Source organism: Mycobacterium sp. 23 (assembly GCF_048287075.1).
GTDB classification, from domain to species: Bacteria; Actinomycetota; Actinomycetes; order Mycobacteriales; family Mycobacteriaceae; genus Mycobacterium; species Mycobacterium gordonae_B.
Genome location: NZ_JBLVUX010000005.1, coordinates 4,322,563 through 4,349,068 on the forward strand (window position 1 = coordinate 4,322,563; position 26,506 = coordinate 4,349,068).

Annotated in this window: 26 protein-coding genes and 3 tRNA genes; 12 read left to right on the forward strand and 17 right to left on the reverse strand. The window is 69.2% G+C overall.

Features of this window, described 5'->3' with window-relative positions; translation table 11 throughout:
• Positions 1-9: 9 nt before the first annotated feature.
• From ACNQS7_RS21180 to ACNQS7_RS21190, 3 genes are read right to left on the reverse strand one after another with little or no spacing between them, the layout of a single operon-like run.
• Complete coding sequence (locus tag ACNQS7_RS21180; protein ID WP_418014080.1) at positions 10-507, reverse strand: hypothetical protein; 498 nt, start codon at positions 505-507, stop codon at positions 10-12.
• A complete protein-coding gene (locus tag ACNQS7_RS21185; RefSeq protein ID WP_418014081.1) occupies positions 504-1,034 on the reverse strand; it encodes a 6-carboxytetrahydropterin synthase in 531 nt (176 codons plus the stop codon). Before ACNQS7_RS21185 ends, ACNQS7_RS21180 begins: the two co-directional genes overlap by 4 nt.
• Entirely contained in the window at positions 1,027-1,473 is a 447-nt protein-coding gene (locus ACNQS7_RS21190) for a GTP cyclohydrolase I (RefSeq protein WP_310777215.1), read from the reverse strand. The genes ACNQS7_RS21185 and ACNQS7_RS21190 overlap by 8 nt, the downstream gene beginning before the upstream one ends.
• Positions 1,474-1,699: 226 nt before the next feature.
• Between ACNQS7_RS21190 and ACNQS7_RS21195 the strand changes: the two genes are divergently transcribed.
• Positions 1,700-2,401 carry a hypothetical protein gene (locus ACNQS7_RS21195; protein ID WP_418014082.1) on the forward strand — a complete coding sequence of 234 codons (702 nt, stop codon included), beginning with the start codon at positions 1,700-1,702 and terminating at the stop codon, positions 2,399-2,401.
• 3 nt (positions 2,402-2,404) lie between these two features.
• On the opposite strand, the gene ACNQS7_RS21200 is transcribed toward ACNQS7_RS21195, so the two are convergent.
• The 7 genes from ACNQS7_RS21200 to ACNQS7_RS21230 form a co-directional block, all read right to left on the reverse strand.
• Positions 2,405-3,244, reverse strand: a complete 840-nt coding sequence (locus ACNQS7_RS21200; RefSeq protein ID WP_418014083.1) for a class I SAM-dependent methyltransferase — start codon at positions 3,242-3,244, stop codon at positions 2,405-2,407.
• Positions 3,245-3,272: 28 nt separating this feature from the next.
• A complete protein-coding gene (locus ACNQS7_RS21205; RefSeq protein WP_418014084.1) occupies positions 3,273-5,075 on the reverse strand; it encodes a PE family protein in 1,803 nt (600 codons plus the stop codon).
• Positions 5,076-5,220: 145 nt separating this feature from the next.
• Entirely contained in the window at positions 5,221-6,051 is an 831-nt protein-coding gene (locus tag ACNQS7_RS21210; protein WP_055576951.1) for an ABC transporter permease, read from the reverse strand.
• On the reverse strand, positions 6,048-6,962 hold the full coding sequence (locus ACNQS7_RS21215) for a glycosyltransferase family 2 protein (RefSeq protein WP_278803223.1): 915 nt from the start codon (positions 6,960-6,962) through the stop codon (positions 6,048-6,050). The genes ACNQS7_RS21210 and ACNQS7_RS21215 overlap by 4 nt, the downstream gene beginning before the upstream one ends.
• A complete protein-coding gene (locus ACNQS7_RS21220) occupies positions 6,955-7,752 on the reverse strand; it encodes an ABC transporter ATP-binding protein (RefSeq protein WP_065046581.1) in 798 nt (265 codons plus the stop codon). The genes ACNQS7_RS21215 and ACNQS7_RS21220 overlap by 8 nt, the downstream gene beginning before the upstream one ends.
• Positions 7,753-7,755: 3 nt before the next feature.
• The gene (locus ACNQS7_RS21225; protein WP_231752360.1) at positions 7,756-8,211 is read right to left on the reverse strand and encodes a bacterial proteasome activator family protein; all 456 of its coding nucleotides are present in this window, start codon (positions 8,209-8,211) and stop codon (positions 7,756-7,758) included.
• A 100-nt stretch (positions 8,212-8,311) separates the two neighbouring features.
• On the reverse strand, positions 8,312-10,279 hold the full coding sequence (locus ACNQS7_RS21230; RefSeq protein ID WP_418014085.1) for a DUF6541 family protein: 1,968 nt from the start codon (positions 10,277-10,279) through the stop codon (positions 8,312-8,314).
• 120 nt (positions 10,280-10,399) lie between these two features.
• On the opposite strand from ACNQS7_RS21230, the gene ACNQS7_RS21235 reads away from it, so the two are divergent.
• Positions 10,400-11,596 (forward strand): cysteine desulfurase-like protein, encoded by a 1,197-nt coding sequence (locus ACNQS7_RS21235; protein WP_055576955.1) that lies wholly within the window; start codon positions 10,400-10,402, stop codon positions 11,594-11,596.
• Here the strand turns inward: ACNQS7_RS21235 and ACNQS7_RS21240 are convergent.
• Positions 11,593-12,570 (reverse strand): NAD(P)H-quinone oxidoreductase, encoded by a 978-nt coding sequence (locus ACNQS7_RS21240; RefSeq protein WP_418014086.1) that lies wholly within the window; start codon positions 12,568-12,570, stop codon positions 11,593-11,595. The two genes, ACNQS7_RS21235 and ACNQS7_RS21240, sit on opposite strands and share 4 nt — an antisense overlap.
• 36 nt (positions 12,571-12,606) lie before the next feature.
• Between ACNQS7_RS21240 and ACNQS7_RS21245 the strand changes: the two genes are divergently transcribed.
• Positions 12,607-12,693, forward strand: a tRNA-Ser gene (locus ACNQS7_RS21245).
• 18 nt (positions 12,694-12,711) lie between these two features.
• Here the strand turns inward: ACNQS7_RS21245 and ACNQS7_RS21250 are convergent.
• On the reverse strand, positions 12,712-13,818 hold the full coding sequence (locus tag ACNQS7_RS21250) for a hypothetical protein (protein WP_418014087.1): 1,107 nt from the start codon (positions 13,816-13,818) through the stop codon (positions 12,712-12,714).
• Positions 13,819-13,854: 36 nt separating this feature from the next.
• Positions 13,855-15,096 (reverse strand): lipase LipE, encoded by a 1,242-nt coding sequence (gene lipE / locus ACNQS7_RS21255; protein ID WP_418014088.1) that lies wholly within the window; start codon positions 15,094-15,096, stop codon positions 13,855-13,857.
• Positions 15,097-15,120: 24 nt separating this feature from the next.
• Here lipE and ACNQS7_RS21260 point away from each other — a divergent pair, with 24 nt between their 5' ends.
• Positions 15,121-15,504 (forward strand): hypothetical protein, encoded by a 384-nt coding sequence (locus ACNQS7_RS21260; RefSeq protein WP_418014089.1) that lies wholly within the window; start codon positions 15,121-15,123, stop codon positions 15,502-15,504.
• Here ACNQS7_RS21260 and ACNQS7_RS21265 read toward each other — a convergent pair.
• The gene (locus tag ACNQS7_RS21265; RefSeq protein ID WP_418014090.1) at positions 15,491-16,315 is read right to left on the reverse strand and encodes a crotonase/enoyl-CoA hydratase family protein; all 825 of its coding nucleotides are present in this window, start codon (positions 16,313-16,315) and stop codon (positions 15,491-15,493) included. The two genes, ACNQS7_RS21260 and ACNQS7_RS21265, sit on opposite strands and share 14 nt — an antisense overlap.
• 23 nt (positions 16,316-16,338) lie before the next feature.
• Between ACNQS7_RS21265 and ACNQS7_RS21270 the strand changes: the two genes are divergently transcribed.
• On the forward strand, positions 16,339-16,920 hold the full coding sequence (locus tag ACNQS7_RS21270; protein ID WP_418014091.1) for a TIGR03086 family metal-binding protein: 582 nt from the start codon (positions 16,339-16,341) through the stop codon (positions 16,918-16,920).
• Positions 16,921-16,980: 60 nt separating this feature from the next.
• On the opposite strand, the gene hisC is transcribed toward ACNQS7_RS21270, so the two are convergent.
• Entirely contained in the window at positions 16,981-18,030 is a 1,050-nt protein-coding gene (gene hisC, locus ACNQS7_RS21275; protein ID WP_418014092.1) for a histidinol-phosphate transaminase, read from the reverse strand.
• Between the two features lie 82 nt (positions 18,031-18,112).
• Here hisC and ACNQS7_RS21280 point away from each other — a divergent pair.
• The 3 genes from ACNQS7_RS21280 (at position 18,113) to ACNQS7_RS21290 (ending at position 19,142) form a co-directional block, all read left to right on the forward strand.
• A tRNA-Ser gene (locus ACNQS7_RS21280) sits at positions 18,113-18,204 on the forward strand.
• 32 nt (positions 18,205-18,236) lie between these two features.
• Positions 18,237-18,309, forward strand: a tRNA-Arg gene (locus ACNQS7_RS21285).
• 167 nt (positions 18,310-18,476) lie between these two features.
• A complete protein-coding gene (locus ACNQS7_RS21290) occupies positions 18,477-19,142 on the forward strand; it encodes a PE family protein (protein ID WP_418014093.1) in 666 nt (221 codons plus the stop codon).
• Here ACNQS7_RS21290 and ACNQS7_RS21295 read toward each other — a convergent pair.
• Both ACNQS7_RS21295 and ACNQS7_RS21300 read right to left on the reverse strand, forming a co-directional pair.
• Entirely contained in the window at positions 19,139-20,173 is a 1,035-nt protein-coding gene (locus ACNQS7_RS21295; protein ID WP_418016078.1) for a phosphotransferase family protein, read from the reverse strand. The two genes, ACNQS7_RS21290 and ACNQS7_RS21295, sit on opposite strands and share 4 nt — an antisense overlap.
• 5 nt (positions 20,174-20,178) lie before the next feature.
• Positions 20,179-20,526 carry a nuclear transport factor 2 family protein gene (locus ACNQS7_RS21300; protein WP_418014094.1) on the reverse strand — a complete coding sequence of 116 codons (348 nt, stop codon included), beginning with the start codon at positions 20,524-20,526 and terminating at the stop codon, positions 20,179-20,181.
• 115 nt (positions 20,527-20,641) lie between these two features.
• On the opposite strand from ACNQS7_RS21300, the gene ACNQS7_RS21305 reads away from it, so the two are divergent.
• The 4 genes from ACNQS7_RS21305 (at position 20,642) to ACNQS7_RS21320 (ending at position 26,498) form a co-directional block, all read left to right on the forward strand.
• Positions 20,642-21,577 (forward strand): class I SAM-dependent methyltransferase, encoded by a 936-nt coding sequence (locus ACNQS7_RS21305; RefSeq protein ID WP_418014095.1) that lies wholly within the window; start codon positions 20,642-20,644, stop codon positions 21,575-21,577.
• 52 nt (positions 21,578-21,629) lie between these two features.
• The gene (locus tag ACNQS7_RS21310) at positions 21,630-23,027 is read left to right on the forward strand and encodes a PE family protein (RefSeq protein WP_418014096.1); all 1,398 of its coding nucleotides are present in this window, start codon (positions 21,630-21,632) and stop codon (positions 23,025-23,027) included.
• Between the two features lie 69 nt (positions 23,028-23,096).
• Entirely contained in the window at positions 23,097-24,431 is a 1,335-nt protein-coding gene (locus ACNQS7_RS21315; protein WP_418014097.1) for a PE family protein, read from the forward strand.
• A 111-nt stretch (positions 24,432-24,542) separates the two neighbouring features.
• The gene (locus ACNQS7_RS21320; RefSeq protein WP_418014098.1) at positions 24,543-26,498 is read left to right on the forward strand and encodes a PE family protein; all 1,956 of its coding nucleotides are present in this window, start codon (positions 24,543-24,545) and stop codon (positions 26,496-26,498) included.
• Positions 26,499-26,506 lie beyond the last annotated feature (8 nt).

Consider the following 26,506-nt stretch of genomic DNA (forward strand, 5'->3'; position numbering starts at 1 on the left):
GTCGAGGGGTCACATGTCGATGTCGATTCCGACGACCTGTGCGGAGTGGGCCGAGATGTCGTACGCCGGAGACGCACCCGCCACCACATCCGGCAGCGGCCCGGCCGGCCGCCCGGCCAATCGCGGACGGACGGTCCAGGAGCCGAAAGTGATCGGTACCAACGCGATACGCGTGCCGTTCGGGTCTGGCACGTCCTGCCCGTACCGCAGCAACTGCCAGCTCTGCTGGTGTGGATCGGTGGCGACCGCATAGACGCGGTCGAGGCGCCACGCGGTCACCAACCACTGCGCGTCCCGGCCCGGAAACCGCAACGTGGTGCCGGGGCCCTGCGAGACCTCCGGCGGGGCCGTGCCGAGCGCGGCGCGTAGCTGATCCGGGGACCCGGCAGCGCTGAGAGTCGCCGGCAGGTTCGTCAGGAAAGCATCGAGATCGGGTGCGGCCGTGGCTGTTCCGCAGCCGGCGCAGATCAGGCCGGTGACCACAAGCAGCGCGAAAGGCGCCTTCACACCCAGTCCTTCACCGGCAATGCGGTGAGCGTGAAGACCCGGCTGCCGCTCTCCTGCGCGTCGATTCGCGACACCCAGGCCCGGCCACCCGTCGCCTGGGCGACGATGCGTTCCACCGTCTCGAACACCCAGGCGCCGGAGGCCTCCAGGCCGGTGCTGTCCACGATCCGCATGTCGACCAGGTCACGTTCGGCAAGCAGCTCGAACAGGTCGCGTTGCGGGTCGTTGGTAGCGATCAGCGTGGTGTGCCCGAACTGAGCCGCAAGCGCGGCGCGGATGTCGTCGAGGCAATCGGAGCTGAGCACCTGATCGCCGGGTTCGGTCTCGTCACAGGCGAACTCGATCTCGAAGCTGAGTGAGTAGCCGTGCAGGAACAGGCGCTTGCCGTTGTCGGACCAGGACCGGCGGCAGCAGTTCAGGCCACCGAATCGCTTGCGCAGGTGAAACCGCGCCGTGCGTCCCACGGGCGCGTCATCGCGGTGCATGGTGGCGGTCTGGGCAGGGCCGGCGAAGGCGATCTCAGGCATGGTGATTGATCTTCTTTCTGGTGGCGAGGGTGATGAATTCGCGTTGTTGGTCGGCGTTGTCACGCATCGAGCCGTAGAAGGCCATGGTGGTGGTGGGTCCGGCAAGGGCGGCGCCCTCGCGCACCGGGGTGCAGGCGTACCCGCCTTCCACCAGGACTCCGAGGCCGCGCGGGGCGAACTGGTGATGCAGCCACAGGCCGATGCGGGTGGTCATCTTGTCCTGCAGCTGCACGCCGATCGCGCAGGCGTCGACGACCCGGGTGAGCTCAGCCTGGCTCAACCCCTGGTCCCCGCGCAGGTAGCCGATGTGCACGACCCCGTAGAACGGCAGCAGGTGCTGCTCGCAGATCGCCTGGAACGGGATCGGGCGCAGCAGAACGGGCCGGTCGAGCCGCAGCTGCAGGACCGCGCTGTCGGGGCGGACGAGTGTTTGAGGCACCGCGACAGCTTCCGGGTGCGGCCTTGGAGGATTCTAAAAGGATCCTTGGTGCGTTCCTGGCGGTATCGCGCCGCAGTTCAGCCGTGGATGCCCGCTGTCCCGGGCCCGCCGCAAGTCCCTCGGTCCGGTAGCTGATTCGAAGGATGAAATCCGCTCCACCTATCGGAGGGGCCGGCCCCAAGAATCTGCAGAGCTTCTCAACAGGACGGCGTCCGAGCCTTCTCTCATGCGCATCATCGAGAACGTCCGCGGCTCCGTCGCCAGGGTCACCCTGGCCATCGCCGGCGTGGCGGTGACCCTGGGCCTGGCGACCGGCCTGGCCCACGCCGCCGCTTCCGCGCCGCACAGTGAGGCTCCTCGGATGTACGGCAACCCCTCCGCAGCCGCCCAGTACTGGCGCAAGCAGTCCTTCGACGACTGTGCCCTGATGGCCGCCGCCGATGTGATCGGCGAGCTGACCCGTCGCCAGCCTTCCGAGGAGGAGATCGTCGCGGTGGCGCAGCGGCTGGGCAGCCGCGTCCACCGGGGTCCGATGTACAGCGCGGGCAACGGCACCGACCCCGGTGACATTCCGTTGCTGCTGGCGCAGTACGGCATCTACGGGGTGGCCACCAGCCAGGACGAGGCCCCGATGACCGGGCTGGACTCCGGCATGGAGGCGCTCGAGCACTACCTGGCCGACGGCCACAAGGTGATCGCGGGGGTGAACGCCGAGATGATCTGGGGCCTGCCCATCCAGACCAGAGACAACCGCGGCAACCCGATGAGCGACCACGCCGTCGTCGTGACCGGTGTCGACCTGGTCAACGGCATGGTGCACCTCAACGACAGCGGGACCCGCGCCGACGAGGTGGTGCCGCTCGACGTCTTTCAGCAGGCTTGGGCCACCGGCAACCAGGAGCTGGTGGTGACGCGGGAAACCCGCTGAGCGTCAGCCGAATTCGAGCAAGGTGTAGGCGCCCCGGAATTGCTTGAGTGGCGGGAACTCCCAGAGCGCCGGGTAGGCGCGCCCGAAGAACCAGCCGCGCCCGGCGGGTATCGGCACATCGTGCACGGCGCGGATGCCGGGAATAGTGTTCACCAGATCCGCCAGTTGGCGTGGTGACAGGCTGAACGGCATCGGCGGCACCCGGTAGTGCTTGGACGAGCGCATGCCCTTCTTCGCTACCTTCTTGACGATGGTCGGCGGTACGTCGAAGAACATCTGCCCGCCGGCAAAACGCTTGGCGCACTGCGTGATCAAACCCATTGCCTCGGAAGGCTGCAGATACATCAACAGCCCCTCGGCGGTGATGAACACCCCATCGGCGGTGTCGATCTGGTCCATCCAGCTGTAGTCGAGCGCGGACTGCGCGATCTCGGTGATCCGCGGCGAGTGTGGCAGCAGCCGTCGGCGCAGCTCGATCACCGGCGGCAGATCGATTGACACCCAACGGAATTGAGCGTCAGGCAATGCTCTGTCCAGCCGCCAGAAGCTGGTCTGAAAGCCCTCGGCGAGGGCGACGACGGTGGCCCTGGGGTGCGCGGCGAGGTAGGCGAGCGCGCATCTGTCGACGGCCAACGACCGCAGCGCCATCTCCTGGCCCTTGCGCCGGCCGAACTTGTCGAAATCGAAGTCGATGGATTCGACGAGCTTGACGGCCATCGGGTCGTCGATGATCGCGTCCGGGTGGGCGGCCTGGAAAGCCCGGCCACTCAACGTGAGCAGGGCTGTCTCGGAGACACCGGAAAGCAGGCTGGCGTCGACTTTGTTGCGGCCCGGAACGCTCATTGCGCCAACCTACCGGCCGGCAAGCGGTCTAGCCGGGTGTGCCACCGAGACCGTCGGCACCTACAGCGCCCGTTCCGCCTATGGCGCCGCTCGCGCCGGGGCCACCGCCGAGGACGCCACTGGCGCCGCCCTCACCGCCGCTGCCGCCGACTCCGGAGGCGCCGCCGCTGCCGCCGTCACCCGCGGCACCTGCGTGGCCGGTCTGACCGCCGGTGCCTCCGCTCACACCGCCATGACCTCCGTCACCGCCGTGACCACCGCCGCCGCCGGCCCCACCGAGACCACCATGTCCGCCGACCCCGCCGGAGCCCCACAGCGCACCACCCGCGCCCCCCTGGCCGCCGCTTCCGCCGGCGCCGCCGTCTCCACCACTGCCCCCGTCGCCGCCGGCGCCGCCGTCTCCACCATTTCCTTCGGTCCCGCTCGGGACACTGTTGAGCCAGGCGGCGCCGCCGTTGCCACCGCGTCCGCCCGCGCCACCGAGGTCGCCGAGACCGCCCGTGCCGCCACCCCCGCCGTTTCCGCCGCTGCCGCCGTTGCCGACGAACAGACCGCCATGACCGCCGCTGCCGCCGCTGCCACCCCTTCCGCCCGCGCCACCGTTGGCGCCGGAAGCACCGTGTCCGCCGGTTCCTCCGTAGCCGCCATAAGCGTTCGCGCGGTAGTTCGGGGCCCAGGCCGACGCTTCGCCACCGTTCCCGCCGGCGCCACCCGATCCGCCGAACTCCCCTCCGGGCGCTCCCAGTCCGCCTGGTCCGCCGAACGCGCCGGCGTACGCGGCGGTGGAGGTGCCGTCGTTGAGTACAGCAGCACCCCCGGCTCCGCCGGAGCCCCCGGTCCCACCCGCACCGGCGAATCCGCCGTTCCCGCCGGCGCCCCCGATGGCAATCGGAAGATTTCCGCCCGCGCTGCCAGTGACGGTGGCACCGCCGGTACCTCCGCCTCCACCCTGACCGCCGGATTCTCCGGGACCGCCGGTGCCACCTGCGCCGCCGGTGCCCCCTCCCGCCGAGAAATAGCCATTGCTGTTGACAGCGTTGTTGGCGCCGTAGCTTCCTTCGGGAGCGGCCTTGCCGGTGGGAGTCGGATTGAGCCCGTCGGCCCCCGCCAGTCCCGTGCCACCTTGCCCGCCGCTGCCGCCGTTGCCGAACCAGATCGCGCTGCCCGCGTCGCCGCCGCGTCCGGGCATTCCCCCGTTCACCCCGGCCACTGCCGCACCGCCGGTGCCGCCGGCGCCGCCGTTGCCGTACAGCAACCCTCCCGTCCCGCCGCCGCCGCCGGCCGCCCCGGCTCCGGCGCGACCACCGGCGCCGCCGTTACCGATCAGGCCTGCACTGCCGCCCGCGCCGCCGGCCGCGCCGGGAGCGGTGCTCGCCCCACCCGCGCCGCCGTCGCCGACCAACAAGCCCCCGGCTCCGCCTGGTTGGCCCACACCGTTCACGGTCCCGCCGGCGACGCCGTCGCCGATCAGGGGTCGTCCCAACCAGGCCTGCGTTGGGGCATTGACGACGCCCAGCGCCGCCTGCCCGAAGGACTGCAGGGGCGAGGCATTCCCGGCCTCGGCGGTTGCGTACGAAAGGCCGCTGGCGCTCAGGACCTGCGCGAATCGGTGGTGGAAGTCCGAGGCCTGTTCGCTGAGCAGCTGATATGCCTGACCGTGAGCGCTGAAGAGCGCGGCGATTTGATGCGAGATCTCATCGGCGGCCGCTGCCAGGACCGCCGTAGTCGGGGCTGCCGCCGCCGCGTTCGCCGAACTCACCGACGTCCCGACATCCAACAGGTCCGCCGCCGCGGCGGCCAGTGCTTCGGGACGAGCCAACATAAACGACATCGCACGATCCCCTCGACGCGAGTTCGGTAACCGAGCCGATTGCTCCGACTCCCACCCTGAGGCACATCGCGTCGCAGGTCCCTCGGCCGGCGGGACGATTCGAGGGATGAAATGTGCTCCCCCTATTGGAGGAGCGGCCGCGTTCTCAGACCCAGTACGGCACCCGCGCGCGGTACTGCCGCATCGCGAACGCAGCCATCACCCAGCCCACAACGGTCAGCACCACCACCACCGCCCAGTGCCGCAACTCCTGGGGCGCGCCCAGCAGCGGCGCCCGCACGATGTCGAGGTAGTGCAGCAGCGGGTTGAGTTCGACGATCTTCGACCAGCGCCCGGCGCCCTGCTGCCGAAGTGTGTTGTCGTTCCAGATGATCGGCGTCATGAAGAACAGCAACTGCACCACCGAGTTCAGCAGCGGCCCGATGTCGCGGTAGCGGGTTGCCAGGATGCCGAAGCACAGCGACACCCAGATGCAGTTGAGCATGATCAGCGCCAGCGCGGGAAGCACCGACAGGTCCGCCCACGACCACGGCTTGGGATAGATGATCGCGATGACGACGTAGATCACGATGTTGTGGGCGAACAGGATCATCTGCCGCCACACCAGCCGGTAGACGTGCACGCTGAGCGGGGTCGGCAGTTGCTTGATCAGACCCTCGTTGTGCACGAAGACGTCGGCGCCTTCCAGAATCGCGGCGTTGATCAGGTTCCATACGATCAGCCCGAGCGTGACGTAGGGCAGGTGCTCGGACAGATCGAGATGGAACAGCTTGGAGTACAGCCCGCCCATGGCGACGGCGGTCGTACCGGTCGCGATGGTGATCCAGAACGGCCCCAGCACCGAACGGCGGTACCGCTGTTTGATGTCCTGCCAGCCCAGATGCAGCCACAGTTCGTGACGCCGGAACCCGGCGGTGAGATCACCCCACGCGCGGGCGAACGTCTTGGATTGCGCAGCGGCGTCGATGAACGTCATGAGGAACCTCCGGGCCGTGCGAACTTCTCCTGGCGTCCCAGCCGGCGCAACCGGACCCACTCCTGCAGCCCCTTGGGGTCGCGGCGCGTCACCAGGAAGAACCAGCCGAACCGCACCCATTCCTGGAACAGCAGCTTGCGCAGCCCCGGCTGGGACAGCACGTAACCGCGGTTGCGGTAGGTGAAGAACCGCTTGTTGGTGTCATCGGGGTATTGGGTGTGCATACGGCCGCGCAGGATCGGTTTGAACTCATCCGAGCCGCACGGGTGCAGGTACACAGCGTCCAGGCAGGTTCCGAACGGAAGGCCGGATCGCACGAGTCTGCGGTGCATCTCCACCTCGTCGCCGCGGATGAACAACCGCAGATCCGGTACCCCGATGGCCTCCAGCGTCGAGGCGCGGAACAGCGCGCCATTGAACAGAGACGCGATTCCCGGCAGCAGGTCCTGGCCTGGCTCGGTACGCAGTTCACTCACCCGACGCCGCCACGCCAGTCCACGGCGCAACGGAAAAGCCAGAGCCTCCGGGTCGTCGATGTTGCAGACCATCGGGGACACCTCGGCCAGCCCGTGCTTTCCGGCGCACGCCAGCAGGGTGGCCAGCACCGCGGTGTCCGCGGCCCGGCCGTCGTCGTCGGCGAGCCAAATCCAGTCCGCCCCGTGTGCCAGCGCCAGCAGCATCCCGAGCGCGAAACCGCCCGCGCCGCCCAGGTTTCGCCGGGAGTTGAGATAGATCGACGGGACCTGTTGTGCGGCAACGATATCGTGCACCCGGCTGTCACCGGAGGCGTCGTTGTCGATGACGATGATCCGGTCCGGTGGCCGGGTCTGGGTGGACAACATCTCCAGCGAGCGGGCGAGTTCCTCGGGACGCCGGTGGGTGACCACGACGGCGAAGACCCGGTCACTCACGCGCGGTCTCGGCGAGTACCTCGCGCACATGCCGTGCCGCGTCGTCGCCCTCGTAGGCGCGCACCACGTCTTCGATACCGCCGCTCTGCCGGATCACGCCGTGGTCGATCCACATCGCCGTCTTGCACAGCCGGGCCAGGAATTCGTTGGAATGGCTTGCGAACACCAGGATTCCGGAGCGTTCCACCAGGCTCTGCAGGCGGGACTGCGCCTTCTTCAGGAACTCGGCGTCCACCGCGCCGATGCCCTCGTCGAGCAGCAGGATCTCCGGGTCGATGCTGGTGACGACGCCCATCGCCAGTCGCACCCGCATACCGGTCGAGTAGGTGCGCAGCGGCATCGACAGGTAATCGCCCAATTCGGTGAACTCGGCGATCTCGTCCACCTTGGCGAGCATCTGCTTGCGGGTCTGCCCCAGAAACAGGCCTCGGATGATGATGTTCTCGTAGCCCGAGATCTCGGGATCCATGCCGATACCCAGATCGAACACCGGCGCCACCCGCCCGGTCACTTTCGCCCAGCCGCGCGTCGGTTCGTAGATGCCCGAAAGCAGCCGCAGCAGAGTGGATTTGCCGGCGCCGTTGTGGCCCACCAACCCGACGCGGTCGCCGAGCTCCAGCGACATGGTGATGTCGCGCAACGCCTCGATGACCACCACGTTGGAGGCGTTGCGGCCGATAGCGCCGCCGGCCTTGCCCAGGAAGGCCTTCTTCAGGGAACGCGACTTGGCGTCGAAGATGGGGAACTCGACCCACGCGTCGCGGGTCTCGATGTGGGGACCGCTCGACACGGCTTACAGGTACTGTCCGGTGCCGTGCCCGTGCGGGCCCGGCTTGCCGATCCCGGGCGGCAGTGCGCCCTGCCGCATCTGCTCGAGCTGGGCCCGGGCGGCCATCTGCTGGGCGAACAGCGCGGTCTGGATGCCGTGGAACAGCCCCTCCAGCCAGCCGACCAACTGTGCCTGTGCGATCCGCAACTCGGCATCCGAGGGCGCGCTGTCCTCGTTGAAGGGCAGGGTGAGTCGTTCGAGTTCCTCGCGCAGTTCCGGTGCCAGGCCGTCCTCGAGTTCGCGGATGCTGGTGGCGTGGATGTCGCGGAGCCGGGTGCGGCTGGCCTCGTCCAGCGGAGCGGCGCGCACCTCTTCGAGCAGCTGCTTGATCATGGTGCCGATCCGCATCACCTTCGCGGGCTGCTCGACCAGGTCGGTGAGCGAGCGTTCCTCGGAGTCGTCCTCTTCGCGCAACGCCATCAATCGCGGGTCGACTCCGCCAATTACCTCGATGCCGTCGCTGTCGTCGGCGTGGTCGTCGTTGCCGTTGGCCAACGCAATCACCGTCCTTGTTTGTGGTCTAGGGGTGCACCGGAGTGTCGCCGTGCCATTCGTAGATCTGGGCGCCGCCGTTGTCGTAGATCAGGTTCCAGTACGGCGACTTGTCCAGAAAATATAGTCCTTCGGGAACTTTGAACCCTCGGATCGTCGGGCCGCTGGCTAGGACATAACGGATGTTGAGGGCCTTGATCGCCTCCACCACCCGGGGATCGGAGTCACCCTTCTTGGCGAAGGCCCAGAAGATGTAGCGGTGGTAGCCGGGCCCCATCTGCACCGGGTAGTCGTAGTGGGTCCACAACGGATGCAGGCCGGCCACCGCGTACATCCAGGAAGTGCCGTCGACGTTGGAGTTGCCGATCATCGTGTCGTGCGCGCCCGGCAGCTTCGCCAGGTACGCCATGGCGTCGAGGTCGCGCTGGTCGACGATGATCGAGTCGTACTTGTCGCCGAACAGGAACCGGTGCCGCGGGAAGTAGTGCCAGGCACTGGCCACGCTGATGCCGATCAGCAGCGCCGCGGTCGCCGTCGCCCAGAATCGGGACGGCAGCGGCTTTCTCCGCTGCACGAACCGCTTGGCCAGGGCGACCGCCCCGGCGACGATCGTGACCAGCGCTATGGCCGCCATCAGGTTGAACAGCGGGGTCGTGGCCGCGGCGATGCGGCGCGGGTCCTTGTAGAAGAACTCGCCGACTGCCCCGGCGACCCGACCGAGCGGCCCCCACAGGGGAGTGCCCGCGTCGACGTTGATCACGATGAACAGCAGCCACACGGCCAGCGGCCACCAGATCTTCTTGGCCAGCATGATGAACCCGCCGACGGCGCACAGCACGCTCAGGCCCCATTGGTAGGGGAAGTCGTTGAGATGTCGGGAGTGCATGAATACGGCGTCGAACAGGCCGTGTCGCTTACTGAGGTAGGTCAGGAATGAGTGGCCGGCGATGATGTCTTCCTGCTTGGTGACGCTCAGGAACTGAGGTAGAAGGATCACCCCGGAGGTGAACCCGACGCCGGCCAGCACCGCCAGGTCGCGGACGCGGCCCCGCACCGGGTGCCAGAGCGCCTCGAACAGCCACCAGCCGCCCACCAGAATGACCGCGATGATGCCGCCGGTGATGTGGACCGAGAAGACGCCGACGAGCGCCAGGATGGCCACCGGGATGCGGTCGCGGTGTTGCAGCGTCGAGGTGATCAGGGCCATGGCCGGAATGGCGACCCCGTAGGCCGCCAGGTTCGGCATCGCGGCCGTGTCGAACTCGACGTAGGGCACCGCCGTGAACGACGCCGAGAGCGCGGCGGCGGTGGCCGCGGTCACCGCGGTGCGCCACTCGGTGGTGTGGGTGCGCAGCGCACGCCAGGTGAGGACGGCCGCGCTGACCGGGAAGAGCCAGATGGCCACCGCCAGCGAGTTCAGCGTGTAGCCGGTGGCGGCCGCCGCGCCGGTCAACTGGCAGAACACGGCGGTCAGAGCGGGGAAGACCGACGGGTAGTAGAGCAGCGCGTGGGTCTCGACGTTGCGCAGCTCGCCCATGTGGGTGGGCGAAGCCTGGCCGATGTCGAGGATCCAGCGCACCTGGTTGGCGTGCCACACCGCGTCCCAGGTGCTGGGTATCGACTGCCAGTGCGGGATGCCGCTGAACGCGGCCCAGGCGATCAGCACGACTCCCAGCAGCACACCGGCCGCGACGACGATCGCCGGGCCGGGATTGATTGCGCGCGCCTCAGCCTGTTTATCCCGGAAACGGGCGAGCAGCAGCTGGAGCACCGTCGCCAGCACACAGACGACGGCCAGCGCCGCCAAGGCGGTCCAGCCGTTCCACGGGATGCCGAGCGCGCCGTAGGGGAGGATCGCCAGCGCCACTACGCCGTACGTCAGCGCTGGTCCGGCCGCGATGGCGATCGGCCAATTCAACTGCGCAATACGTGCGACGATGGCGCCCGGCGCGATCAGCAGTACCAATGCGATCAGCGTTCCGAAGCACAAGCTCACTCGACTAGTATGGCTGCCCGGGTGAGTTGACTCGGGAGGCCGGTAACGGCAGGAACGTCTATGGCGCATCCGCTACCGACACCCATTTGTGGAAATTGCGTTAGCTCTAAGGTGGCTGGCATGGCCTACGACGTCGCCCGGGTGCGCGGACTGCACCCGTCGCTCGGTGACGGATGGGTGCACTTCGATGCGCCGACAGGCATGCTCATCCCCGATTCCGTGGCAACCACGGTGTCCACGGCCTTTCGCCGGTCGGGCGCCAGTACCGCGGGCGCGCACCCGTCGGCGCGGCGCAGCGCGGCGGTGCTGGACGCGGTCCGCGAGGCGGTGGCCGATCTGGTCAACGCCGATCCCAGCGGTGTCGTGCTGGGTGCCGATCGCGCCGTGCTGCTGGCCTCGCTGGCCGAGGCGTCGTCCGCCCGCGCCGGCCTCGGGTACGAGGTGGTCGTCAGCCGTCTGGACGACGAGGCCAATATCGCGCCTTGGCTGCGCGCCTCCCACCGCTACGGCGCCAAGGTCAAGTGGGCCGAGGTCGACATCGAGACCGGAGAGCTGCCGACGTGGCAGTGGGAGAGCCTGATCAACAAATCCACCCGGCTGGTCGCCGTCACCTCGGCGTCCGGGACGCTGGGCGCCGTCACCGACCTGCGGGCAGCGACAAAGCTGGCCCACGACGTGGGTGCCCTGGTGGTTGTCGACCACTCAGCCGCGGCGCCCTATCGGCTGATCGACATCAAGGAGACCGAAGCCGACGTGGTGGCGGTGAACGCCGTGAACTGGGGCGGACCGCCGATCGGGGCGATGGTGTTCCGCGAGCCGGCGCTGATCAACACGTTCAGTTCGGTTTCCACCAACCCGTACGCCACCGGGCCCGAGCGCCTGGAAGTGGGCGGGCACCAGTTCGGCCTGCTGGCCGGCGTCGTCGCAAGCATCGAATACCTCGCCGCCCTGGACGAGTCGGCCCGGGGCAGCAGGCGGGAGCGATTGTCGGTCTCGATGCAGTCCGCGTCGTCGTACCTGAGCCGGATCTACGACTACCTGATGGCGTCGCTAAGGTCGCTACCGCTGGTGATCCTGCTGGGCCGCCCCGAATCGCGGATACCGGTGATCAGCTTCGCCGTCAACGAAGTGCCCGCCGACCGGGTGGTGCAACGGTTGGCCGACAACGGGATTCTGGCCATCGCCAATGCGAACTCCCGCGTGCTGGATGTGCTGGGGGTCAACGACATCGGCGGCGCGGTGACCGTCGGCCTGGCGCACTACTCGACGATGGCCGAGGTGGATCAGCTGGTGCGCGCGCTGGCTTCGCTGGGTTAGATCGTCAGCAGGATCTTCCCGAACGTCTCGCCGGACTGCAGCAGGCGGTGCGCTTCGGCCGCGTCCTGGATCGGCAGGCGCTTGCCGATGATCGGCCGCACCCGCTGACTGGCGAACATCGGCCACACCGAGGTCGTCACCGCGTCGACGATGGCGCTCTTGCTGTTCGGCCCGCTGACCGGGCGGGCGCGCAGCGTGGTGCCGATGACGCGGGCCCGTTTGGCCATGAGTTTGCCGATGTTGAGTTCGGCCTTCACCCCGCCCTGCATGCCGATGATCACCAGCTGCCCGTCGGTGGCCAGCGCGTCGACGTTGCGGTCCAGGTAGGCCGCTCCCATGATGTCGAGGATCACGTCGGCGCCGCTGCCGTCGTTCTCCTGCCTCAGCCGCGCGACGAAGTCCTCGTCGCGGTAGGAGATGGCGATCTGGGCGCCTAGTTCCCGGCACAGTTCGAGCTTCTCCGCAGAGCCGGCGGTGACTGCCACCCGGGCGCCGAGCGCGTGTGCCACCTGAATCGCGTGACTGCCGATGCCGCTGGCCCCGCCATGCAGCAGCACCAGCTGGCCAGGCCCCAGATGGGCGGTCATCACCAGGTTCGACCAGACCGTGCAGGCCACTTCGGGGACGCCCGCGGCATCGACAACGTCCAGGGGCGCCGGCACCGGCAGCACCTGTCCGGCCGGAACGGCGACGTACTCCGCGTAGCCACCACCGGCCAACAGGGCACAAACCTCTTGCCCAACAGTCCATTTGGTGACATCGGCGCCCACGTCGGCGATGGTCCCGCTGACCTCCATGCCGATGATCTCGCTGGCGCCCGGGGGCGGCGGGTACTTGCCGGCGGCCTGCAGCACGTCGGCGCGATTGACGCCGGCCGCTGCCACCTTGATCAGTACTTCACCGGGTCCGGCGGAGGCATCCGGGACGTCTTGCCAGACCAACCGCTCGGCGGTTTCGGCGACGATGGCGCGCATGCTGGCCACGCTACAAGCACCGCTACCCTTATCTGCGGTGGCGTGGCAGAGCGGCCTAATGCACTCGCCTTGAAAGCGAGAGACGGCTAAAACCGTCCGGGGGTTCAAATCCCTCCGCCACCGCTCACTTGCCAGAGGTCCTCAGTGCAGCGTCGGCGCGTACCGCAGCACCGCGGCGATGCCGTCGGCCGGATCGATGCGCTCGTCGGTGCGCACCAGCGAGGCCCCGGCCGACACCGCGAACATCGGCAGCGCCTCATCGGCGCGCAACGTCTTGGCGGGCGCGGCGCCCTGCTCAGAGAGCACCTGGTGGTTCGGCGCAACGGTGGTGAGTCCTTCGTCGGTGACGACCGTGGCGTCCCCGATCTCGCCGACGATCAGCGTTTCCACGGCACCCTCGCGCAGCGCTGAGCACACGGCGTCCAGGCCCTCGGCGGCGCGCCCCGATTGCCGGCCCATTTCGGCATCGAAACGCTGTGCAGCATAGTCGATTTCGCGCAGCCTTTGCTTGGTGAACCAGGCGTCGATGTGGCTCTGCACCTCGGTGATGTCGTGTCCGCTGTTTCGTGCTCCCACTTCCAGGGGCACCGTGCGGTCCCGGACCCGGTCGGCGAGAGCCTTGACCAGATCGGAGCGAGAACGGACTTCGCCGACCACGAACACCGCATCGGCCGCAGTCCCGTCCACCAGCTCGGCGATACGGTCGGCCACCGCGCGGATGTTCTTGCGGGCGGCTTCGTCCGTGCGTTGCTGCGGGTCGCCGTATCCGGCGGTTTCGGCACCGGACGCCTTGTGCACCGGATAGCCGCCACCGTCGACGGTCTCTGTCTCCAAGACGCCGTCGATGTGGATGGTGATGTCGGCGCCCGCATGATCGACCTCGATCAGCAGATAGGCGGGGGTGACGAAGCCGTGCTCGACGATCGGGACGATGTAGGGCAGCTCCGAGACACGGACCACCGTCGTCGCGGTCGGACGCAGCAGGTGCTCGTTGACGACGACGCCGTCTGCGCCGGCGACCACTCCACGGCCGCTCCAGCCGACGGCTGGCCGCAGGTCCATCACCGCGCGCTCGATCTCGGCGGTCAGTTCGTCGGTGACGCCCTGTCTTTCCAGTTGGTCACGCAGCGCGCGCCACTTGAGCTCGAGCTGTTCGTCGGCGTCGGGAGTGTTATGCGTGTCTTCGAAGTACATCGACACGAATGGGCCGCGCGTGTCCAGGAGCTGGCGGAAGCGTTCGGAATCCATCCGCGGTGGTTGCCCGCGCAGGCCTGGGACAAACGTTCAGACGCGTGGAATCGACGCGGCAATCGTGTCCATCAGGGCTTTGTAGCGCTTGAGCTCGGGATCCTTGCCGGGCTTCCCGCTGCTGATCAAACCGGCGGACATGCCACGCGCCGGGTCGGCCCAGATCGCGATGTTGGCCAGGCCGAGATTGCCGAACGCCTGTGGTGCATTGCGGCCGAACGGTCCGAACCGCTCGGTGCCCAGCATGTAACCGGTGCCCCAGCGGGCCGGCATCAGCCCCACCGCGACATCGGGCCGCAACCGCCGGGATTCCTGGACGGCGCCGTACATCCGTTCCGGGCTCATGATGCGAACACCGTCGAGTTCGCCGCCCCGGCGCCAGATCTCGGCGAATCGGGACAGCTCGTGCGCGGTGGAGATGGTGTTGGACGACGGCACCACGGTCGACAGAAACGCAGGAGTGTTCGTATAGGGGATGATCTCGTGCACGGTGCCGCCGATCGCCTTGCGGAAGATCGCCGCGATAGCCGGCGGAAGCGGTTTGCCGGTGGGGTGGCTGGGCGCGACCAGCGGGATGTCCTGCGGTGCGACGCCGAAATTGGTCCACCGGAAGTGCAACGGATCCAGGATCTGCGCGGCGAGGATGTCGCGGATGTCTTTGCCGGCGGCCGCGTAGACGATTTCGCGCATCAGCGGGCCCCAGGTCAGCGCGTGGTACATGTGCATCCGGCCCGGCGGGTAGAGCGGCCGTAGCTTGCCGAGCTGCTCCTGCGCGTATTCGTGGTCGTCGGCGCGGCGCAGGTCCGGCTTGGGACCGGTGGGGAACGGGACTCCCGCGCTGTGGGTGAGCACGTGCCGGATCGTCGTCCGGTCCTTCCCGTGGCTGGTGTAGCTGGGGATGTATTCGCAGACGCGGTCATCAAGCGCGAAGACGCCCTGATCGACCAGCATGTGCACCACGGTTGCGGTGATGCCCTTGGCCGCCGAGTAGACGCAGAACGGGGTGTCGGTGGTGACGGGGATCTTCTCGGCGTCGGGTTCGTCGGTGGGTGCGTTGCCCCAGCCATGGCCGATCGCGCGGTTGAGCACCACCTTCCCGTTGCGCCGGATGCAGAGCTGGATAGCCGGGTGCATGCCGGCCTGGTACCAGTGCCGGGCGGCCTGCCAGATCCTTTCGACGGTGGCGCTGTCGATCTCCGAATGGTCTTCTGCGCTGATCGCTGTGACGGCGTCCAGGTCGGCCGGCACACGAATCCGGCCATCGGGTGTCGAACTCATCTGCGTCAGCCTAGCTTTGAAGCCATGCAAGCCCGCTCGCGCTACGTCGAGGTGATCCTGCTCGTGTTCGGGTTCTATTCGGTGGGTCTCGGCTTGTTCATGATCGTGGCGCCGGGCGCCTTCTTCGACAGCCTCGGCGCCTTCGGCGTCCGCAACGACCACTACATCTTCGACAACGCATCCTTCGAGTTGCCGCTGGGGCTGTTGCTGCTGGCGGCGCTGCGCTGGCCGGCCTGGCGGGTGCCGGCGCTGGCGTTCGCCACCGCGCACTGGGCGTTGCATGCGCTCAGCCATCTGGTCGACACCGGTCATCGCGACGGCGCGACGGTGGGATGGCTGGAGTTCGCCGGGCTGATTCTGGCGACCGGGTGGCTGGCAGGTGCCCTCTGGGTCGTTACTCGCCGGTGAACTGCGGCGGACGCTTGGCGAATGTCGCCGAGATGCCCTCGGTCAGATCCTTGGACGGCAGGAACGCCGCGTTCCAGGCGGCCACGTAGCGCAGGCTCTCCGACACCGCCGAGATGCGCTGCTGGTCGAGCACGTCCTTGATGCCGTGCACGGTCAGCGGGGGGTTGGCGGCGATCTCGGCGGCGGTGGCGTGGGCCGCCGCGAGCGTGGCCTCGGCGTCGTCGTAGACGTCGTTGACCAGGCCGATCTTCTCGGCGCGGGCCGCGTCGATGTCCTTGCCGGTCAGCGCCAGCTCGCGCAGGTGTCCGTCGTTGAGGATCAGCGGCAGGCGGGCCAGGCTACCGACGTCGGCGACGATGGCCAGCTTGACTTCGCGCACCGAGAACTTGGCGTCTGAGCTGGCGTAGCGGATGTCGACCGCCGAGATGAGGTCGACGCCGCCGCCGATGCACCAGCCGTGCACCGAGGCGATCGTGGGGGTACGGCAGTCGGCGATCGCGGTGATGGCGCCCTGCATGCGCTTGACCTCGCGGTGGAAGATCGCACGTGGTCCGGCCAGGGCTTCACCGGACAGCAGTGGGGTGAATGAGCCGCCCATGGCCGGCACGTCCAGGCCGTAGCTGAAGTTCCGGCCCGACCCGGTGATGACGATGGCGCGGACGTCCGGATCGGCGTCGAGGGCCGCGAACACATCCGGCATCTCAGCCCAGAAGGCGGGCCCCATCGCGTTGCCCTTGCCCGGACCGATCAGCGTCACCTGCGCTACCTGGTCCTTGATCTCGACGGTGACGGATTCGTATGTTTCGCCCATATCGAGACCGTAGCGTGGCGGGTATGCCCGACGACTTGGTCCCCGGCCCCGAATCTCCGCCCACCGACGAGCTGCGCAGCGCCGAGTTGACGCTGGGGGTGCTGCAGCAGGTGCTGCACACCGTGGCCGGCTCCGACAAGACCAAGCAGACGCCGTGTTCGGAGTACAACGTCAAGGACCTCACCGCGCATCTGATCCGATCGATCACCAGCCTGGGCGGCATGGTCGGCGCGCGGTTCGAGGTGCCGCAGGACACCGAGTCGGTGGAGCAGCTGGTCGTCAGCACCGCACGTCCCGCCCTGGACGCCTGGCACCGGCACGGTCTGGACGGTGAGGTCGCATTCGGGGGCGGCTCGATGCCCGCGCGGGTGGCCGTCGCCGTCTTCTCTCTCGAGTTTCTGGTGCATGCCTGGGATTACGCGCGCGCCGTCGGGCATGAGGTGGATGCCCCGGATTCGCTGGCCGACTACGTGCTGGGTTTAGCGCACACCGTAATCAGGCCGGAACAACGCGGCGCGGCCGGATTCGACGACCCGGTCGAGGTAGCGGACGACGCTGACCCGCTGACCCGGCTGATCGCGTTCACCGGCCGCAATCCCGGCTAGCGCGGTCCATCTTCGCCGAACGTGCGGCCAGCTTCACAGTCGCGTGGGCTGCGGGGCCCGTCAGATCCAGCCGCGGGCGAACCGCAGCAGGGCATCGTTTTCTTCCGGCGCACCGATGGTGACGCGGACGCCGTCGGAGCCGTACTGGCGCACGACGATCAGCGCCTCGGCGGCCCGCTCGACGAAGTCGCACGTGCGAGGGCCCAGCGGCAGCCAGACGAAGTTGGCCTGGGACACCGGCAGTTCGAAGCCCGCCTCGCGCAGCGCCGCGCTGACCCGTCGCCGCTCGGCGACCACCGCGTCGGTGCGTTCGAGCAGTTCGTCGGCCGCCTGCAGCGACGCGATGGCGGCAGCCTGCGAAACGCTGGTCGCGGTGAACGGGACGTAGACCTTGTCCAGCGCGGTGATCACATCAGGGTGCCCGACGGCGTAGCCGATGCGCAGGCCCGCCAGGCCGTACGCCTTGGAGAAGGTGCGCAGGACGACGACGTTGTCGTGGGCGCGGACCAGACCCAGGCTGTCGGGTGCCATGCCGTCGCGGATGTATTCGACGTAAGCCTCGTCGATGACGATCAGGATGTCCGGCGGGACGGCTTCCACGAAGCGGGTCAGCGCGTCGGGTTCGACGACCGTGGAGGTCGGGTTGTTGGGGTTGCAGACGAAGATCAGCCGGGTGCGGTCGGTGACGGCGGCCAGCATCGCGTCCAGGTCAAAGGTGTGGTCGCGCAGCGGTATTTGCACCGGGGTGGCTCCGGCGACCTGCACCTGCGGCGGGTAGAGCTCGAAGCTGCGCCAGCCGAACACCACCTCATCGCCCGTGGTCGCGGTGATCTGCACCAGTTGCTGGCACAGGCTGACCGAGCCGCAGCCGACGGCCACGTGTGCCGGCGTGAAGCCACCGAGATGTTCGGCCAGAGCGGCCTTGAGCTGCACGCAGCCGTTGTCGGGGTAGCGGTTGATCAGGTCGGTCGCGTTCTGGATCGCGGCGCGGACGCTGGGTAGCGGGCCGAACACCGTCTCGTTGCTGGCGAGCTTGATAGCACCGGGCACGGTCTTGCCAGGAACGTAAACAGGCAGCCCGGCCAGCGCGGGCCGCAGGCGGGCGGTCACTTCGACAGCATATGTCGCGGCTGTGTACGCTATGCCTCCGGCGGCTTCGGTATCCGGGGTCGGGTACCCTTTGGAAGGCCATGGAGGCGTGCCAGAGCGGCCGAATGGGGCTCACTGCTAATGAGTTGTTCCCCTCAAAGGGAACCGGAGGTTCAAATCCTCTCGCCTCCGCCACGCAACACCTGCTAGACCACAACTGAACACTGGCGCCCGTAGCTCAACGGATAGAGCATCTGACTACGGATCAGAAGGTTAGGGGTTCGAATCCCTTCGGGCGCGCTTCACGCCTCGTACCGGTGTGTGTCCAGGCTTTTTACAAGGCCGGCGCCCGATATAACGGTCTAATAACGATCCGGCATCCAGCAGATCTCAACACTTGGTCTACCTGCGCGTTTTCAATAGCATTCTCGGCATTCCAGACGTCGAAAAGTCCGGGGGATGCCGTCGTGTCATTCTTGTTTACACAGCCCCAATTGCTGTCGGAGGCTGCGTCGAGTTTGGCCGGCCTCGGCTCGACACTCGACGCGGCCAACGCCGCGGCGGCGATCCCCACTACGAGCGTGATGGCAGCCGGGGCCGACGAGGTGTCGGCGGCGATGGCCAGCGTCTTCGGCGCGCACGCCCAGCAGTATCAGGCGATGGGGGTGCAGGCGGCCAAGCTGCATGACCAGTTCGTCCAGGCGATGAACGCCTCGTCGAATGCCTACGCCTCCGCCGAGGGGGCGAACGCCAAGCCACTGCAGCCTGTCAACCAGTCGGCGCCCAGCACGACCACGCCGGTGCAGTCCCTGATCGGACCCGCCGGCGGCGCCGGGATCGGGTCGGCGCCCGCGCGGGGCGGCAGGTCCATTGGATTGCTGTCCGGCAACCGTGGCAGCGTCGCGCCGGGCCGGGGTGCCGGTGCCGGCGCGGGCACTGTCCGGCCGGTCGCGACGGGGCCTCTGGCCGGCACCGCGCCGATGGCCGGCAGACGAGCCGGCTCGGCCGGCGCATCGGGCGCCATCGCCGCGGGTCGCTCACGCAGCGGCAGGTCGTTCGGCCAGGGCGGGCCCGGCGGCAGGGGCACCGAGCGCGACCTCGGCGCCCGGCGGCAGGAGACCCTCGCCCGCTAGTCCTGCGTATCGATCAGCGTCAGCGCCCGCTCGAACAAGTGGACGGTCGCCGCGTGCAGCTGATCCCCGACCGCCTTCTCGGCCTTGCCCGCACAGGCGCGGGCCAGCGTGCCTTCGATGACGATGCCCAGCTTGAAGCAGGCCAGCACGGTGTACCAGGTGATGTGCGACAGATCGCGCGTCGTGTTCGCGGCATAGCGCTCCAGCAGCTCGTCGGTGCTGGCCAGGCCATCGGCACCGCCCAAGGCGTGGCTGAACACGCTCGACCCGTCATCCTGGCGCCAGGTCGCCAGGAGCCAGCCGAGGTCCAGCAGCGGGTCGCCGATGGTGCACATCTCCCAATCCACAATCGCCACCACCTCGGGGCCGGTGCGGGAGAACATCACGTTGGCCGCGTGGTAGTCGCCGTGCATGATGCCCGGCGTCCACTGGGTCGGCCGATGGCGCTCCAGCCAGCCGGACACCTCGGCGATGCCGGGGATGTCGGGACCGGGGTAGCCGTCGTACTCCTGGTAGGAGTCGAGCTCCGAAAGCCAGCGTGGCACTTGGCGTTCCAGGAAGCCCTCCGGCTTGCCGAAGTCCGCGAGGCCGACGGCGACGTGGTCGACGGCGCCGAGCTTGGCGAGCGCGTCGGCCATCGACAGCCCCATGCCGTGCCGCACCTGGGGATCGCCGGCGTGCAGTTCCGGCAATCCTTCCCCGGCGTTGAACCCGTCGATCGGCTCCATCAGATAGAAGACCGCGTCACCCAACACGGCGGTGTCGTCGCACGTGGCGATCAACCGGGGGTGGGGCACATCGGAGCCGGCCAGCGCGGCCAGCACGCGTGTTTCCCGCAGAATCACGCTGTTGGTGCGGGGGCGCAGGTGCCGTGGACCCCGTCGCAGCACGTAGGGCCGGCCGGATCGGGTGAAGCGCAGCATGACGTTCTGGGTGCCGCCCGTCACCGCGGTCACGTCCTGCAGGGGTCCCTCGCCCAGACCCTGCTCCGTCATCCACCGAGCGACCGCGTTCAGGGCGTCCGTGTCCATCGCTGTCATGCGGTGCCTTGGAGGGTGTAGCGGACGGTCTGCGCCCAGATCATGCCGTCGCGGAAGACGAAAGTGTCGACGCCGTCGTCGGCCCGGCTGCCCGCGGCCAACGCCGCCCACTCGAGGAAGAGCACGTCCCCGGCGAAGACCTGGGTCGTCAAATCCCAGTCCGCCCTGGGCAGATCGTCGAGCAGCGTGACGAAGACCTGACGGATCTCGTCACGACCTCGCGCAACGCCGGCGGAGGTGATCACCACCGAGTCGTCGGAGTAGTCGGCGACGATCTCGTCGAGGTCACCGGCGACGAGTGCCTTTCCGTGGTGGACGAACACTTCCTGCGGCGTGCGTGTCATGGTGCTCCCTTGCAACCTGTAGACCGTCTGGGAAAAAGGGTAGGGGAGCGGCGCGCGGCGCCCGCGGCGGGAAGAATAGTTTGCGAAACTCACTACTTCTGGCGAGGGGGCCGGCATGCCGCGCACTGACAACGATTCGTGGGAGATCACCCAGAGCGTGGGGTCGACCGCGCTCGGTGTGGCCGCCGCCCGGGCCGCCGAGACCGAGAGTGAGAATCCGCTGATCCGGGACCCGTTCGCCCGGGTTTTCCTGGACGCGGTCGGTGGCGGCATGTGGAGCCTGTACGCCGACCCCAAGCTGCTGGCTCAGGCATCCGAGATAGACCCGCAGGTGCAGGCGCGGGCGCAGATGCTGGTCGATTTCATGGCCACCAGGACGGCGTTCTTCGACGAGTTCTTCCTGCAGGCGGTCGACTCCGGCGTGCGGCAGGTGGTGATCCTCGCCGCCGGTCTGGACGCCCGCGCCTGGCGGTTGCCGTGGCCGGACGGGACTGTGGTCTACGAGCTGGACCAGCCGAAGGTGCTGGAGTTCAAGACCGCCACCTTGGAGCGGCACGGCGCCACGCCGACGGCCCAACTGGTCAATGTCCCGATCGATCTACGACAGGAATGGCCGAAAGCGTTGCAGGAAGCTGGGTTCGACCCCCGCCGGCCGTCGGCCTGGTCCGCCGAAGGACTGGTGCGTTACCTGCCCGCCCAGGCCCAGGACCTGCTGTTCGAGCGGATCGACGCGCTCAGCGCGCCCGGCAGCTGGCTGGCTTCCAACGTTCCCGGGGAGGGATTCATCGACCCCGATCTGGTGGCGCGCCAACGTGACGAGATGCAGCGCATGCGCGCGGTGGCCGCTCAGGTCACCGACGCCGACATGCCGGTGGTGGAAGACCTCTGGTACGCCGAGGAGCGCACCGCTCTACCCGAGTGGTTGCGCGAACGGGGCTGGGAGGCCTCGGCGGTGGACTTCCCCGGATTGATGGCCCGTTACGGTCGCGATGTCGCCGACGGCGCCGAGGTTGCCATGCCTCCCACCCTGTTCGTCTCTGCGAACCGTTAGAACTCCCCGCAATTTCCTGACCGGCGCCGGTTGACACAGTTATCGTGCGCCCATGTCGTATGTGGCGGTGGTGCCGGAGCTCCTGACTTCGGCGGTGACGGGCCTCCAAAGTGTCGGCTCGGCGCTGACGGCGGCCAACACCGCCGCGTTGTTTTCGACCACCGCGGTTTTGCCCGCCGGTGCCGACGAGGTCTCGGCCGCGGTGGCGGCCGTGTTTGCCGGACAGGCCCAGCGCTACCAGTCGCTGAGTCTTGAGGCCAGCGCCTTCCACGAGCGGTTCGTGCAGTTGCTGGGCTCGGGTGCCGCCTCCTACGCCGCCGCCGAGGTGGCCAACGCCGGACCGCTGCAGCCGCTGCTCGACTTGATCAACCAGCCGAGCCAGGCGCTGTTCGGCCGGCCTCTGATCGGTGACGGCGCCGCCGGGACGGCAGCCAGCCCGAACGGCGGTCCCGGTGGGTTGTTGTACGGCAACGGCGGCAACGGCTATTCGCAGACCGCCACCGACGTAGCGGGCGGGGCGGGTGGTCCGGCCGGATTGATCGGCAACGGTGGTAGGGGCGGGTCGGGCGGCGCCAACGCGGCCGGCGGCGCCGGCGGAAACGGGGGCTGGCTGTACGGCAACGGCGGCGCCGGCGGCCAGGGCGGAGCGGGTGCTGCCGGGACCGGGACCGCCGCCCCCGGCAACGGGGGCGCCGGAGGTGCGGGCGGCGCTGCTGGCCTGCTGGGGACGGGTGGCGCCGGCGGTGCCGGCGGACTAGGTGGCAGCACGGGCGTCAATATCGCCGGCCCGCTTGCCGCCGGGAGTGGTGGCAGCGGGGGGTCGGGCGGACACGGCGGCTGGCTCTACGGAAACGGCGGGGCCGGCGGCTTGGGCGGAAACGCCGGCAGCCCCTTCCTGGACGACGGCACCACCATCAACGTGGCGACGGCCACCGCAGGGGTGGGCGGGCAGGGGGGCGCGGGTGGCGCTGCGGGACTGTTCGGTTGCGGCGGAGCCGGAGGTGCCGGCGGCGCCGGGGGATTCCCCGGCCCAGACAACATCATTGCGCCGCCGGGCACTCCCGCGATCTCGATCGTCAACGGGCCTATGCCCGTAACGATCACCTACCAAGGCAACGCCGGGGCCGGCGGCAACGGTGGGGCCGGCGGTGGCGGCGGCTGGTTGTACGGCCACGGTGGGGCAGGTGGTGCAGGCGGCGGTGGCGGACCCGCCACGTACATCCGCACGACAGTCACCCTGCAGGGGTCCACCGGGGGGGTCGGCGGAGTGGGCGGCATAGGCGGTGCCGCTGGACTGCTCGGCCTCGGCGGCGCGGGTGGGGCCGGCGGAACCGGCGGCTTCCCCGGTGCTCTCGGCAGCGGGCCGGGAGGCGCTGGCGGCCAGGGCGGCCGAGGCGGAACTGTGTTCGGTGGTCGCGGACCGGACGGGCCTGTCGGACCCGCCGGGTAACCGGCAGGCGCGGTAACGCGCGCGTCAAAATCCGCGATCTACCGAGAAACCGAGTGACAGGGGGGTGCCTTGTCGGATCTGATAGCAGCTCCGGAGATGCTCGCGGCAGCGGCGAGCGACATCGCTGATGTGGGTTCGGTCCTCAACGCCGCCAACCTGCAGGCCGCGGCCAACACCACGGGCGTCGCCGCGGCCGCGGCTGACCAGGTCTCGGCAGCCGTCGCGTCGCTGTTCAGCGGCCACGCACAGCAGTACCAGGCGTTCAGCAGTCAATTCGCGGCGTTCCACGAGCAGTTCGTGCAGAGGCTGACCGGGGCGGCCGGAAGTTACGCGTCCGCCGAGGCGGCGTCACTGCAGACGCTGCAGGAGGGCATTCTCGGCGCTATCAATGCACCCGCCCGAGCCCTGTTCGGGCGGCCACTGATCGGTGACGGCGTCGACGGCACGGCCGCCAGTCCGAACGGTGGCGCGGGCGGAATGTTGTACGGCAATGGCGGGAAAGGTTATTCGCAGTCCGCAGTCGGCGCCACCGGCGGTAGCGGCGGCGCTGCGGGCCTGGTCGGCAACGGCGGCGCCGGCGGCGCCGGGGGGACGGGTGCGGCCGGCGGCGCGGGTGGGCCTGGCGGCTGGTTGTACGGCAACGGTGGAATGGGCGGTGCCGGCGGCGCGGGCGCCACGGCCACAACTGCCGCGCAGGCCGGCAACGGCGGAGCGGGCGGCGCCGGTGGTGCCGCGGGCCTGTTCGGATCCGGAGGGGCGGGCGGTACCGGCGGCGTGGGAGGCAACAGCGGGGTCAGCCCCGTCGGAAGTCCCGCCGCCGGCATGGGCGGTAACGGCGGCAGCGGCGGCCGCGGCGGACTGGTGTTCGGCAATGCCGGCGCCGGTGGGAGCGGTGGCAACGGGGGCAGTGGATTCCTCGACAGCATCAGCAGCATCAGTGTGTCCAACGGGCCTGCCGGCATCGGGGGCGACGGCGGTGCCGGAGGTGCGGCGGGATTGTTCGGTGCGGGCGGCGTCGGCGGCGTCGGCGGGGCGGGCGGCTTCCCCGGGTGGCCTGGCCTCGCCGTCGGCGGCTCGGTACTGATCCATCCCAACTCGATCTTCGACTTCAGCGCGTCGGGCGGAATTGGTGGAACGGGCGGCAACGGCGGCAGCGGCGGCGCCGGTGGTTGGGTGTGGGGTGCTCCCGGTGCCGGCGGCCAGGGCGGCGCGGGAGGCGCCGCGATCTACACCAGTCCGTCCAACACCACGCTGTTCGCCGCGCAGGGGGGCAATGGGGGCAACGGCGGCAGCGGCGCGCCTGCCCGGTTGCCGGGCCCTGGCGGTGCCGGGGGAGCGGGTGGCATCGGTGGCGTCGGCAAGCTGCAGAACGGCGCCGACGGACTTCCCGGCTTGACGCCCTGATGACGGGGCCCAGAACGCCGTTCTAGTAACACTTTTCACCCTTTCGGTGACGGGCGGCCGTCTGCTTGAATCGGCCTGTCCGGCTCTGAGCATCGTTGAAGAGGAGCGACCGTGTCGTATCTTTATGCGGCTCCGGAGATCATGACCACCGCCGCGGCGGATCTCGCGGCGACGGCGGCAATTCTCAACTCGGCCAGTCAGGCTGCCGCGCTGCCCACGACAAGAATTTTCGCTGCGGGTGCCGACGAGGTGTCAGCAGCCATCGCCGCGCTCTTCTCCGGGCATGCCCAGCGGTTTCAAGCGCTGAGCAGGCAGGCCGCAAACTTTCACCAGCAGTTCGTGCAGACGATGAGTGCGGCCGCCGATGGTTATGCGTCGGCCGAGGCAGCCAACGTCACCCTGCAGGGTTTGCAACAGAACATTCTCGGCGTCGTCAATGCACCCACACAGGCCCTGCTCGGGCGGTCGTTGATCGGTAACGGCGCTGACGGCACGGCCACGAATCCCGACGGCGGCGCCGCCGGATTGTTGTTTGGCAACGGGGGCAGAGGATTTTCGCAAAGCACGGCGAACGCGGCGGGTGGTGCCGGCGGTGCGGCGGGGCTGGTCGGCCATGGCGGCGCCGGCGGTGCAGGAGGGCCGAATGCGGCCGGCGGCGCAGGAGGCCACGGTGGCTGGTTGTACGGCAACGGCGGAGCCGGCGGAAACGGTGGAGCCGCATTGTCCGGTGCACCGGGGGCGAATGGCTTCAACGGAGGCCTCGGTGGCGCCGGGGGTGCCGCCGGACTGTGGGGTACAGGAGGACGCGGAGGGGCCGGCGGTAGCGGTGGTACCGCCGGCGGCATCGATCTTCCTAATCAGGGATTCGGCGCCAATGCCGGCAGCGGGGGTAATGGCGGCAACGGCGGGGCCGGCGGTTTGCTGTTCGGCAACGCGGGTGCCGGCGGGCAGGGCGGCATCGGTGGTGATGGGAATGTGGCCGCTATCGGAGTGCGCGGTGGCGCCGGAGGCGCCGGCGGAGCTGGTGGCGCGGCAGGGTTTTTCGGTGCCGGCGGCGTTGGGGGTGACGGCGGCGCCGGGGGCCTGGTCGGGATAGCCGACGGTGGCGCGGGCGGTGCCGGCGGCGGTGGCGGCCGCGGTGGCTGGGTGTGGGGCGATGGTGGTGCCGGCGGCAACGGCGGCGCCGGAGCGGACGCGGCTGCCTTCCGTGCCGGCGCACCTGTCGGCTTTTCCGGTGGACTCGGCGGCGCCGGCGGAGCCGGCGGCGACTCCGGTCTCATCGGCAACGGGGGTGCGGGTGGCGCGGGCGGCACCGGCGGTCGCGCCGGTCTATTCAGTCCGAACTTCGTCGACGATCCCACTGCTCCCGGTGTCGGCACGGGCGGCGCCGGCGGGTCCGGCGGCAGCGGAGGGCGGGCCGGGTGGCTCTCCGGGGCTGCCGGACGTGGCGGACACGGAGGGGACGGCGGTATCGGCCGCTACATCGACAGCGCAGGAAACGTATCGGTGGGGCTCTCCGGCGGTGCGGGCGGCGGAGGCGGAGCCGGTGGCGATGGTGGGCTGTTCGCCGCGGGTGCGGCCGGCGGCGCCGGCGGCAACGGCGGGAACGCCGGCGACTTGATCGGCGGCATTGGCGGCACTGGCGGTAATGGTGGCAGCGGCGGGTTGTTGGTCGGCGACGGTGGAGCCGGGGGGCAGGGCGGTGCGGGCGGCCGCGCGGTTGCCGATCCGAATGACAACAACGGAATCGGCGCCAACGGCGGCGCCGGCGGAAACGGCGGCGCCAGTGGATGGTTCTACGGCAACGGTGGTGCCGGCGGCGCCGGTGGCGCGGGCGGTACCTCGTTGACCGAAGACGGCTCCGGCGAAACCAACGTGTCGGGCGGGAATGGCGGAAACGGCGGGGCGGGTGGGCCATCCCGCCTGATTGGCAGTGGCGGGGCCGGTGGCGCCGGAGCGCCCGGCGGTGCCGGAGCTCCTCCGCAGGGCTTAGCCGGGTCCGACGGGCGAGACGGTGGTGGCGGTACCGGAGGAATCCTGTTCGGCATTCCCGGAATACCGGGCTAGCGTTCGGC

Bases quoted from the DNA above. Each gene is read 5' to 3' on its own strand.
- ACNQS7_RS21195 (WP_418014082.1), top strand. From the start codon at position 1,700: ATGCGCATCATCGAGAACGTCCGCGGCTCCGTCGCCAGGGTCACCCTG.
- ACNQS7_RS21305 (WP_418014095.1), top strand. From the start codon at position 20,642: ATGCCGCGCACTGACAACGATTCGTGGGAGATCACCCAGAGCGTGGGG.
- ACNQS7_RS21270 (WP_418014091.1), top strand. From the start codon at position 16,339: ATGCCCGACGACTTGGTCCCCGGCCCCGAATCTCCGCCCACCGACGAG.
- lipE (WP_418014088.1), bottom strand. From the start codon at position 15,096: ATGAGTTCGACACCCGATGGCCGGATTCGTGTGCCGGCCGACCTGGAC.
- ACNQS7_RS21240 (WP_418014086.1), bottom strand. From the start codon at position 12,570: ATGCGCGCCATCGTCGCCGAAACCGCCGAGCGGTTGGTCTGGCAAGAC.
- ACNQS7_RS21250 (WP_418014087.1), bottom strand. From the start codon at position 13,818: ATGGATTCCGAACGCTTCCGCCAGCTCCTGGACACGCGCGGCCCATTC.
- ACNQS7_RS21205 (WP_418014084.1), bottom strand. From the start codon at position 5,075: ATGTCGTTTATGTTGGCTCGTCCCGAAGCACTGGCCGCCGCGGCGGCG.
- ACNQS7_RS21300 (WP_418014094.1), bottom strand. From the start codon at position 20,526: ATGACACGCACGCCGCAGGAAGTGTTCGTCCACCACGGAAAGGCACTC.
- ACNQS7_RS21185 (WP_418014081.1), bottom strand. From the start codon at position 1,034: ATGCCTGAGATCGCCTTCGCCGGCCCTGCCCAGACCGCCACCATGCAC.
- ACNQS7_RS21265 (WP_418014090.1), bottom strand. From the start codon at position 16,315: ATGGGCGAAACATACGAATCCGTCACCGTCGAGATCAAGGACCAGGTA.
- ACNQS7_RS21295 (WP_418016078.1), bottom strand. From the start codon at position 20,173: ATGGACACGGACGCCCTGAACGCGGTCGCTCGGTGGATGACGGAGCAG.
- ACNQS7_RS21260 (WP_418014089.1), top strand. From the start codon at position 15,121: ATGCAAGCCCGCTCGCGCTACGTCGAGGTGATCCTGCTCGTGTTCGGG.
- ACNQS7_RS21310 (WP_418014096.1), top strand. From the start codon at position 21,630: ATGTCGTATGTGGCGGTGGTGCCGGAGCTCCTGACTTCGGCGGTGACG.
- ACNQS7_RS21225 (WP_231752360.1), bottom strand. From the start codon at position 8,211: ATGGCGTTGCGCGAAGAGGACGACTCCGAGGAACGCTCGCTCACCGAC.
- ACNQS7_RS21210 (WP_055576951.1), bottom strand. From the start codon at position 6,051: ATGACGTTCATCGACGCCGCTGCGCAATCCAAGACGTTCGCCCGCGCG.
- ACNQS7_RS21235 (WP_055576955.1), top strand. From the start codon at position 10,400: ATGGCCTACGACGTCGCCCGGGTGCGCGGACTGCACCCGTCGCTCGGT.
- ACNQS7_RS21200 (WP_418014083.1), bottom strand. From the start codon at position 3,244: ATGAGCGTTCCGGGCCGCAACAAAGTCGACGCCAGCCTGCTTTCCGGT.